The sequence below is a fragment of the Mycobacteriales bacterium genome (assembly GCA_035550055.1).
In the GTDB taxonomy this organism is placed as follows: Bacteria; Actinomycetota; Actinomycetes; order JAFAQI01; family JAFAQI01; genus DASZTV01.
Genome location: DASZRO010000038.1, coordinates 1 through 10,450 on the forward strand (window position 1 = coordinate 1; position 10,450 = coordinate 10,450).

Sequence of the window (10,450 nt, forward strand, 5' to 3'; positions counted from 1 at the left end):
GTCGTCGCCCGGGTACTCCTGGCTCGACAGCAGCTCGCGGACCTCGAGCTCGACGAGCTCGAGGATCTCCTCGTCGTCGACCATGTCGGCCTTGTTGAGTGCCACGACGATGTAGGGGACGCCGACCTGGCGGGCGAGCAGCACGTGCTCACGCGTCTGCGGCATCGGGCCGTCGGTGGCCGCGACCACGAGGATCGCGCCGTCCATCTGGGCCGCGCCGGTGATCATGTTCTTGATGTAGTCGGCGTGACCCGGGCAGTCGACGTGCGCGTAGTGGCGCTTCTCGGTCTGGTACTCGACGTGCGCGATCGAGATCGTGATGCCGCGCTCACGCTCTTCCGGCGCCTTGTCGATCTGGTCGAACGCTGACGCCTCGTTGACGTCCGGGTACTTGTCGTGCAGGACCTTGGTGATGGCAGCCGTCAGCGTCGTCTTGCCATGGTCGATGTGACCGATGGTCCCGATGTTGACGTGCGGCTTGGTCCGCTCGAACTTGGCCTTCGCCACTTGGTGTCCCTCCTAGGACGGGTTCCTACGCCGTACGACGGCTGGTCTTCTTGGTGTTGCCGGGTTGGCTTACTCGCCGTGGGCCTTCGCGATGATTTCCTTCGCCACGTTGCTGGGCACCTCGGCGTAGGAGTCGAACTGCATGCTGTAGCTCGCCCGGCCCTGCGTCTTCGACCGCAGGTCGCCGACGTAGCCGAACATCTCCGAGAGCGGCACCGTGGCGCGCACGATGCGGTTGCCACCGCGCTCGTCCATCGCCTGGATCTGGCCGCGTCGTGCGTTGAGGTCGCCGATCACGTCGCCCATGAAGTCCTCGGGGGTGGTGACCTCGACGGCCATCATCGGCTCCATGAGGACGGGGTCCGCGCGGCGCGCGGCCTCCTTGAAGACCATCGAGCCGGCGATCTTGAACGCGAGCTCCGAGGAGTCGACCTCGTGGTAGGCGCCGTCCTGCAGCGTCACCTTGACGTCGACCATCGGGTAGCCGGCGAGCACGCCGAACTCCATGGCTTCCTGGCAGCCGGCGTCCACCGACGGGATGTACTCCCGCGGGATGCGGCCACCCGTGACCTTGTTCTCGAACTGGTAGCCGCCGCCGCCGTCCTCGCCTTCGGCGTGGCTGGGCTCGAGGTCGATGAGGACCTTCGCGAACTGGCCGGAGCCACCGGTCTGCTTCTTGTGGGTGTACTCGACACCCGTGACCGCGCGGCGGATCGTCTCGCGGTAGGCAACCTGCGGCTTGCCGACGTTGGCCTCGACGCTGAACTCGCGCCGCATCCGGTCGACCAGCACCTCGAGGTGCAGCTCGCCCATCCCGGCGATGATGACCTGGCCGGTCTCCTCGTCGGTGCGGACCTGGAAGGTCGGGTCCTCCTCGGAGAGCCGCTGGATGGCGGTCGAGAGCTTCTCCTGATCGGCCTTCGTCTTCGGCTCGATCGCGACGTGGATGACCGGAGCCGGGAAGTCCATCGACTCGAGGATCACCGGCTTGTCGATGTCACAGAGCGTGTCGCCGGTGGTGGTGTCCTTCAGACCCACGACCGCGACGATCTGGCCGGCGCTGACGCTGCCGCGATCCTCCTGCTTGTTCGCGTGCATCTGGTAGATCTTGCCGATCCGCTCCTTGCGGTCCTTGGTGCTGTTGAGCACCTGGGTGCCGGCCTCGAGCTTCCCGGAGTAGACCCGGATGTAGGTCAGCTTGCCGAAGTACTTGTCGCTCATGATCTTGAACGCGAGCGCGGAGAACGGCTCGTTGTCGTCGGCGTGACGCTCGACGACCTCGTCCGGCTTGCCCATCGCGTGACCCTGGATCGAGGTGATGTCGAGCGGGCTGGGCAGGTAGTCGACGATCGCGTCGAGCATGGGCTGAACGCCCTTGTTCTTGAATGCGGTGCCGCACAGGACCGGGTTGAGCTTGCTGGCGATCGTCGCGCGGCGGATGCCGGCCTTGAGCGTCTCGAGGTCGGGCTCTTGCCCCTCGAGGTAGAGCTCCATGATCGCGTCGTCGTTCTCGGCGAGGGTCTCGAGCAGCTTCTCGCGCCACTCTCGGGCGGCCTCGGCGTGGTCACTCGGGATCTGGACGACGTCGTACGTCGAGCCCTTGTCGTCCGACTGCCAGAGCAGGCCCTTCATCTGGACCAGGTCGATGACGCCCTTGAAGTCGCCCTCGACGCCCCACGGCAGCTGCGTGACGAGCGGGACGGCGTTGAGCCGCGACACGATCATCTCGACGCAGCGGTGGTACTCGGCGCCGACCCGGTCCATCTTGTTGACGAAGCAGATGCGGGGTACGTCGTACCGGTCGGCCTGGCGCCACACCGTCTCGCTCTGCGGCTCGACGCCGGCAACCGCGTCGAAGACCGCCACGGCGCCGTCGAGGACGCGCAGCGAGCGCTCGACCTCGACGGTGAAGTCGACGTGACCGGGGGTGTCGATGATGTTAATGGTGTGGTCGGCCCACTGGCAGGTCGTCGCGGCCGACGTGATCGTGATGCCGCGCTCTTGCTCCTGCTCCATCCAGTCCATCGTGGCGGCGCCCTCGTGGACCTCGCCGATCTTGTAGTTGATGCCGGTGTAGTACAGGATCCGCTCGGTCGTCGTGGTCTTGCCCGCGTCGATGTGCGCCATGATCCCGATGTTTCGGGTCTTGGCGAGGTCGCTGGCCACGGCCGTCGTCACTGTCTCGTCTCTCTCTTAGCTCGTCTGGGTGCGCCGACTACCAGCGGTAGTGGGCGAATGCCTTGTTGGACTCGGCCATCTTGTGGGTGTCCTCGCGACGCTTGACGCTGGCGCCGAGGCCGTTGCTCGCGTCGAGCAGCTCGTTCATCAGGCGCTCGGTCATCGTCTTCTCGCGGCGCTGCCGGGAGTAGCTGACCAGCCAGCGCAGGGCGAGGGTGGTGCTGCGGCCGGGCTTGACCTCGACCGGCACCTGGTAGGTCGCGCCACCGACGCGGCGGCTCTTGACCTCGATCGCCGGCTTGACGTTGTCGAGCGCGCGCTTGAGCGTGACGACCGGGTCGGTGCCGGTCTTGTCGCGGCAGCCCTCGAGGGCGCCATAGACGATGCGCTGGGCAAGCGAACGCTTCCCGCCGATGAGCACCTTGTTGACCAGCGAGGTGACGATGGGCGAGCCGTAGACCGGGTCGGAGATGACCGGGTGCTTCGCCGCCGGGCCCTTACGAGGCATTAGCTCTTCTCCCGCTTCGCGCCGTAGCGGCTGCGTGCCTGCTTGCGACCGCGGACACCCTGGGTGTCCAGCGAGCCGCGGATGATCTTGTAGCGAACGCCCGGCAGGTCCTTCACCCGGCCGCCGCGCACGAGCACGATCGAGTGCTCCTGCAGGTTGTGGCCGACGCCGGGGATGTAGGCGGTGACCTCGATCCCCGTGGTCAGCCGGACACGGGCGACCTTGCGCAGTGCGGAGTTCGGCTTCTTCGGCGTCGTCGTGTAGACGCGCGTGCAGACACCACGACGCTGCGGGCTGCCTTTCAGCGCCGGCGTCTTGGTCTTGCCGATCTTGTCCTGCCGACCCTTGCGGACCAGCTGAGAGATCGTGGGCACTCGCCGTACTCCTCGTTGCTCTGTGGGGTGTTGCTGCCTGGTCGTGCTTGTCCCGCGTTTCCCGACCCCCGGGGTCGGGCGTGTCGTGCTCCCCGTGCTCCGCCCGCACCGAAATCGGCGCTACGGTCTGCTCGGAGGTTCCGGCACCCTGCCCCGCGGGAGCGCTTACGCTCGCCGCCGGTCACGGTCGCGCCGGGTCTGACGCACGACATACATGCCCGACAGCCGTCAGGCACGAGAGACCACCGTAGCCGAGCCTGCTCCGACCGGTCAAAACCAGCCCCGCCCCGCCCCCCGCCCGCTGCTCGAAGTAGCACACGAAGTGGCGCTTGCTGCCCGGATTTGGCCCCACTTGTCCGATTCGGTGGGGACGTTGTGTGCTACTTCGGGCTAGGCGCGCTTGGAGGAGACGCGGAACTGTACGGCGATCCCGTGGCCGCGCGCCGTCACGCCCTTCCCGCCGCGCTTGGCGACGTAGCGGTAGCCATCCGCCGAGGTCACCGGCGCGCAGCGCGGGCAGAACGCGCGGACGTAGGGCTTGGTAGCAGCAAACGCCCGGGCGCAGCTGGCGGTGCTCTCGGTGTAGACGTCAGTGGCGGTCGTCTTCCACGTGCTGCCGTCGTGAGCGGTCACCGTCGCGGTGTAGGAGCCGATGCAGGCGGTGGCCGCCGGTCCGATGCCGGCATCAGCCAGCGGCGCCGAGGCGACGAGCGCAGCCGCCGCGACCGGCACGACCAGCGCGACGCGGCTGACGCGGGACCGGGCAGTGAGACCAGGCATGAGCTTCCCCTCGAAGGCGATCGGACCAGTCGGGCTCACCATGACCCATCTGGCCCGCCCGCCGCCTGTCCGAGCGCGTGAAGTTGTCAGCGATCCGACAGTCCGGCGGGGTCGGTCCGCTAGACCGAGACGCCGCCGGACCCGCCGCCGCCGGTGTGGTCGGTTGCGAGGCTGACCACACCGACGATGTCGAGCAGCAGGACGACCGCGCCGATCACGATGCCCGCGATGGCCAGCCCACGACCGCCTTCACCGCGCTCACGCGCCTGGCGCAGCCCGACGATGCCGAACACGATGCCGCCCACCGGACCGATGAAGGCCAGCAGGATCCCCACCAGTGAGCAGACGAGCGCGGCGATCGCGAACCCGTTGGTGTTGGTCGGCTGCGGATAGCCGTAGGGCTGCGGCTGCCAGCCTGGCGGAGCGGCGTACGGCGGTGGCGGTGGCGGCTGCCATGGCGCAGGCGGCGGCATCTGCCACGGGGGCGGCGCCTGCGGCTCCTCGCTCACCCCACCAGTGTGCCCGCAGTCGAAAGCCCCCCGGCGGTGTGCCGGGGGGCTTTCGAACAGGCCGACCTAGCGGTAGTCGCTGTATCCGGGACGCTGGCCGAAGCTGAAGTCCTCCAGCGGCACGGCCTCGCCGGAGCCTTGACCGAAGTCGTAGCCGGCGTCGTCGTACGGCATCATCGTGTAGACGGCGGCCTTGGCCTCCTCCGTCGGCTCCACCCGGACGTTGCGGTAGCGGTTGATGCCGGTACCCGCCGGGATGAGCTTTCCGATGATGACGTTCTCCTTGAGGCCCAGCAGCGAGTCCGAACGCGCGTGGATCGCCGCGTCGGTGAGCACCCGGGTGGTCTCCTGGAACGAGGCCGCCGACAGCCAGGACTCGGTGGCCAGCGAGGCCTTCGTGATGCCCATGAGGACCGGACGGCCGGCGGCGGGGGTACCGCCCTCGGCCACGACCCGCTGGTTCTCCTCCTCGAACTTCGGCCGCTCGGCGAGCTCGCCCGGAAGCAGCTCGGTGTCGCCCGACTCGAGAATGTTCACCCGCTTGAGCATCTGGCGAATGATGATCTCGATGTGCTTGTCGTGGATCGTCACGCCCTGCGAGCGGTAGACCTCCTGCACCTCCTTGACCAGGTGCAGCTGGACCGCGCGGGGGCCGAGGATGCGCAGCACCTCGTGCGGGTCGACGGCACCGGCGTGCAGCTGGTCGCCGACCTCGACGTGCTGACCCTCCTCGACGCGCCACTGACCACGCGCCCGCTCTGACTCGGTGGCGTACCAGCGCCAGGAGAGCATGCGCTTGGACAGCGGGTACTCCACCGGCTCGCCGCCGTCGTCGGGCGTGACCACGAACATCGCGGTCTTGTCGGTCTCCTGCACGCTGACCCGACCCGCCACCTCGCTGATCGGCGCGCGCCCCTTGGGCTGGCGCGCCTCGAACAGCTCGACGACACGGGGCAGGCCGTGGGTGATGTCCTCACCCGCGACACCGCCGGTGTGGAAGGTACGCATCGTCAGCTGCGTGCCGGGCTCACCGATCGACTGGGCCGCGATGATGCCGACCGCCTCGCCGACGTCGACCGTCTTGCCGGTGGCAAGCGAACGTCCGTAGCACAGGCCGCAGATGCCGACCTTCGAGTCGCACGTGAGCACGCTGCGCACCCGCACCTCGGTCACACCCTGGTCGACCAGCTCGCCGATCAGCACGTCACCGAGGTCGGCGCCCGCCTTCGCGAGCACCTTCTTGTCCACGACGACGTCCTCGGCGAGGGTCCGCGTGTAGACGCGGGTCTCGATGTTGTCGCGGTCGAGGGCGATGCCACCCTCGGTCTCGATGGCGATCGGTACGACGATGCCGCGCTCGGTGCCGCAGTCCTCCTCGCGGACGATGACGTCCTGGCTGACGTCGACCAGCCGGCGGGTCAGGTAGCCCGAGTCCGCCGTACGCAGCGCGGTGTCGGCCAGACCCTTGCGGGCGCCGTGGGTGGAGATGAAGTACTCCAGCACGGTCAGACCCTCGCGGAAGTTCGCCTTGATCGGCCGCGGGATGATCTCGCCCTTCGGGTTGGCCACCAGACCACGCATACCGGCGATCTGCTGCACCTGGAGCATGTTTCCTCGGGCACCCGAACCGACCATCATCTGGATCGGGTTGTCCTTCGGGAAGTTCTCCCGCATCTTCGTGGCGACCTCGGTCGTCGCACGGGTCCAGATCTCGATGAGCTCCTGACGACGCTCGTCGTCGGTGATCACACCGCGCTCGTACTGCTTCTGGACCTTCTCGGCCTGCTCCTCGTAGCGGCCGACGATCGCCTGCTTCTCAGGCGGCGTGACCACGTCGGAGATCGAGATCGTCACCCCGGCGCGGGTCGCCCAGTGGAAGCCGGCCTCCTTGAGCGCGTCGAGCGTGGCCGCCACCTGGACCTTCGGGTAGCGCTCCGCCAGGTCGTTCACGATCTCGCCGAGCTGCGCCTTGCGCACCTCGTGATCGATGAACGGGTAGTCCAGCGGGAGCGCCTCGTTGAACAGGCACCGGCCCAGCGTCGTCTCGAGCAGCACCGGCTGCCCGACCTCCCAGCCTTCCGGCGCGGTGAACGGCCGCTCGTCGGCGTCGACCCCGCGCTGGACGGCCGGCACACCGGCGTCGTCGCGTGAGGCGGGCAGGTCGTCGACGCGGATCTTGATCCGCGCCTGCAGGTTCAGCTCACCGGTGTCGTAGGCCATGATCGCCTCGGACACCGACCCGAACGTCCGGTCCTGGCCGCTCTGGTCCTCACGCATCATCGTGAGGTAGTAGAGGCCGAGCACCATGTCCTGCGTCGGCGAGGTGATCGGCCGGCCGTGCGCCGGCGACAGGATGTTGTTGCTCGACAGCATCAGGATCCGCGCCTCGGCCTGCGCCTCGGCGGACAGCGGCAGGTGCACCGCCATCTGGTCGCCGTCGAAGTCGGCGTTGAACGCGGTGCAGACCAGCGGGTGGATCTGGATGGCCTTGCCCTCGACCAGCTGCGGCTCGAAGGCCTGGATGCCGAGACGGTGCAGCGTCGGTGCCCGGTTGAGCAGCACCGGGTGCTCGGTGATGACCTCTTCCAGGACGTCCCACACCATCGAGTAGCGGGCGTTGGAGCCGGTTGCGCGCTCCACCATCCGCTTGGCGGACTTGATGTTCTGCGCGTGGTTGAGGTCGACCAGCCGCTTCATGACGAACGGCTTGAACAGCTCGAGCGCCATCTGCTTCGGCAGCCCGCACTGGTGCAGGCGCAACTGCGGGCCGACGACGATGACGGAACGGCCCGAGTAGTCGACGCGCTTGCCGAGCAGGTTCTGGCGGAACCGGCCCTGCTTGCCCTTGAGCATGTCGGACAGCGACTTCAGCGGCCGGTTGCCCGGGCCGGTGACCGGACGACCGCGGCGGCCGTTGTCGAACAGTGCGTCGACGGCCTCCTGGAGCATCCGCTTCTCGTTGTTGACGATGATCTCCGGCGCGCCGAGGTCGAGCAGTCGCTTCAACCGGTTGTTACGGTTGATCACGCGCCGGTAGAGGTCGTTGAGGTCGCTCGTCGCGAACCGGCCACCGTCGAGCTGCACCATCGGGCGCAGGTCCGGCGGGATCACCGGGACGCAGTCGAGCACCATGCCCATCGGCGAGTTGCGGGTGTTGAGGAACGCGCTGACCACCTTGAGGCGCTTGAGCGCCCGCGCCTTCTTCTGACCCTTGCCGGTCCGGATCGTCTCGCGCAGGCTCTCCGCCTCGGCGTCGAGGTCGAAGGTCTCGAGCAGCTTCTTCAGGGACTCGGCACCCATGCCGGCCTCGAAGTACTCGCCCATCGTGCCCGGTACGACGCGCCACGTGCCGTCCTCGGCCTTGGCGCCCTTGGCGAAGCGGTCGCGCAGCTCGCGGAAGACCCGCTCGTCGGTGATCAGTTGCTTGACGGCCAGACCCTTGAAGGCGTCGAGCACGGCGTCGAGCTCGTCGATCGAGCGCTCGGCGCGGTTGCGGATCTGCTTGACCTCTCGGTCGGCGGAGTCACGCACCTTGCGGCGGGCGTCAGCTTTCGCACCCTCGGCCTCGAGCTGCGCGATGTCGGCTTCCTGCCGCTTCATCCGCGCGTCGATGTCGGAGTTCATCTTGTCGGTGATCCGCGACTTCTCGACCGAGAACTGCGCCTCGATGCTCGCGAGGTCACGGTGCCGCGCGTCGGCGTCGACCTCGGTGACCAGGTAGCCGGCGAAGTAGATGATCTTCTCGAGATCCTTCGGGGCCAGGTCGAGCAGGTAGCCGAGCCGGCTCGGCACGCCCTTGAAGTACCAGATGTGGGTCACCGGAGCGGCGAGCTCGATGTGCCCCATCCGCTCCCGGCGCACCTTGGCGCGGGTGACCTCGACGCCGCAGCGCTCGCAGATGATCCCCTTGAAGCGCACCCGCTTGTACTTGCCGCAGTAGCACTCCCAGTCCCGCGTGGGACCGAAGATCTTCTCGCAGAACAAGCCGTCCTTCTCCGGCTTGAGCGTGCGGTAGTTGATCGTCTCGGGCTTCTTGACCTCACCGTGCGACCACAGCCGGATGTCGTCGGCGGTGGCCAGGCCGATGCGCAGCTCGTCGAAGAAGTTGACGTCGAGCACTCTTGTCTTCTCTCTTTTGATCTTGCCTTTGGTGTTGCTGTTGTGGTCTTTGCCTCAGTCGAAGAAGTCCGCTTTTAGACTTCTTCGACTGAACTCGGCTCGCGGCGGCTCAGGTCGATGCCCAGCTCCTCGGCTGCCCGGAACACGTCTTCGTCGGTCTCGCGCATCTCGATCTGCATGCCGTCGCTGGAGAGCACCTCGACGTTGAGGCACAGCGACTGCATCTCCTTGATGAGCACCTTGAACGACTCGGGGATGCCGGGCTCGGGGATGTTCTCGCCCTTGACGATCGCCTCATAGACCTTGACCCGGCCGAGGACGTCGTCGGACTTGATGGTGAGCAGCTCCTGCAGCGCGTACGCCGCGCCGTATGCCTCGAGCGCCCACACCTCCATCTCACCGAAGCGCTGACCGCCGAACTGCGCCTTACCGCCCAGCGGCTGCTGGGTGATCATCGAGTACGGGCCGGTCGAGCGCGCGTGGATCTTGTCGTCGACCAGGTGCAGGAGCTTCAGGATGTAGATGTAGCCGACCGAGATCGGCTCGTCGATCGGCTCGCCGGTGCGGCCGTTGAACAGCTTGGCCTTACCGGTCTCGCCGACCATGCGCTCGCCGTCACGGTTGGGCAGGGTCGAAGCCAGCAGCCCGGAGATCTCCTCCTCACGCGCGCCGTCGAAGACCGGCGTCGCGAGGTTGGAGCCCGGCTCTGCGGAGTCGGCGCCGATCTCGGCGAGGCGCTTCTGCCACGCGTCCTTCGTGCCGTCGATCTGCCAGCCGCTCTTGGCCACCCAGCCGAGGTGGGTCTCGAGGACCTGCCCGACGTTCATCCGGCCGGGCACGCCCAGCGGGTTGAGGATGATGTCGACCGGGGTCCCGTCAGCGAGGAACGGCATGTCCTCGACCGGCAGGACCTTGGAGATGACGCCCTTGTTGCCGTGGCGGCCGGCGAGCTTGTCACCGTCGGTGATCTTGCGCTTCTGCGCGACGTAGACCCGGACCAGCTCGTTGACGCCCGGCGGCAGCTCGTCGCCGTCCTCGCGGTTGAACACGCGGACGCCGATGACCTTGCCCTCTTCGCCGTGCGGCACCTTCAGGGAGGTGTCGCGCACCTCGCGCGCCTTCTCACCGAAGATCGCGCGGAGCAGGCGCTCTTCGGGGGTGAGCTCGGTCTCGCCCTTCGGCGTGACCTTGCCGACCAGCACGTCACCCGGGGTGACCTCGGCGCCGATGCGGATGATGCCGCGCTCGTCGAGGTCGGCGAGGACCTCCTCGGAGACGTTCGGGATGTCCCGGGTGATCTCCTCGGGGCCGAGCTTGGTGTCACGGGCGTCGACCTCGTGCTCCTCGATGTGGATCGAGGAGAGCACGTCGTCCTGGACCAGGCGCGAGGACAGGATGATCGCGTCCTCGTAGTTGTGGCCCTCCCACGACATGAAGGCGACGAGCAGGTTCTTGCCCAGCGCCATCTCGCCGTT

Annotated in this window: 8 protein-coding genes; all 8 read right to left on the reverse strand. The window is 67.7% G+C overall.

Translation table 11 applies throughout. From position 1 onward, the window contains the following. Nucleotides 1–507, reverse strand: a 507-nt coding sequence (locus tag VG899_06655; protein ID HWA66033.1) for a GTP-binding protein, incomplete at its 3' end; no start/stop codon positions are given. Nucleotides 508–576: 69 nt separating this feature from the next. Next, nucleotides 577–2,685 carry an elongation factor G gene (fusA, locus tag VG899_06660; GenBank protein HWA66034.1) on the reverse strand — a complete coding sequence of 703 codons (2,109 nt, stop codon included), beginning with the start codon at nt 2,683–2,685 and terminating at the stop codon, nt 577–579. Nucleotides 2,686–2,722: 37 nt separating this feature from the next. After that, nucleotides 2,723–3,193 (reverse strand): 30S ribosomal protein S7, encoded by a 471-nt coding sequence (gene rpsG, locus VG899_06665; protein ID HWA66035.1) that lies wholly within the window; start codon nt 3,191–3,193, stop codon nt 2,723–2,725. Beyond that, complete coding sequence (gene rpsL, locus VG899_06670) at nt 3,193–3,567, reverse strand: 30S ribosomal protein S12 (GenBank protein ID HWA66036.1); 375 nt, start codon at nt 3,565–3,567, stop codon at nt 3,193–3,195. The genes rpsG and rpsL overlap by 1 nt, the downstream gene beginning before the upstream one ends. Before the next feature lie 390 nt (nt 3,568–3,957). Next, on the reverse strand, nt 3,958–4,347 hold the full coding sequence (locus VG899_06675) for a hypothetical protein (GenBank protein ID HWA66037.1): 390 nt from the start codon (nt 4,345–4,347) through the stop codon (nt 3,958–3,960). Nucleotides 4,348–4,466: 119 nt separating this feature from the next. Further along, nucleotides 4,467–4,856 carry a DUF4190 domain-containing protein gene (locus VG899_06680; GenBank protein HWA66038.1) on the reverse strand — a complete coding sequence of 130 codons (390 nt, stop codon included), beginning with the start codon at nt 4,854–4,856 and terminating at the stop codon, nt 4,467–4,469. Between the two features lie 66 nt (nt 4,857–4,922). Then, entirely contained in the window at nt 4,923–8,975 is a 4,053-nt protein-coding gene (locus tag VG899_06685; protein HWA66039.1) for a DNA-directed RNA polymerase subunit beta', read from the reverse strand. A gap of 74 nt (nt 8,976–9,049) precedes the next feature. Continuing rightward, the coding region (locus VG899_06690) for a DNA-directed RNA polymerase subunit beta (GenBank protein HWA66040.1) at nt 9,050–10,450 on the reverse strand (1,401 nt) is incomplete at its 5' end.

Excerpts from the sequence above, each read along its gene's own strand:
- VG899_06675 (HWA66037.1), bottom strand. The coding sequence starts at position 4,347 with ATGCCTGGTCTCACTGCCCGGTCCCGCGTCAGCCGCGTCGCGCTGGTC.
- rpsG (HWA66035.1), bottom strand. The coding sequence starts at position 3,193 with ATGCCTCGTAAGGGCCCGGCGGCGAAGCACCCGGTCATCTCCGACCCG.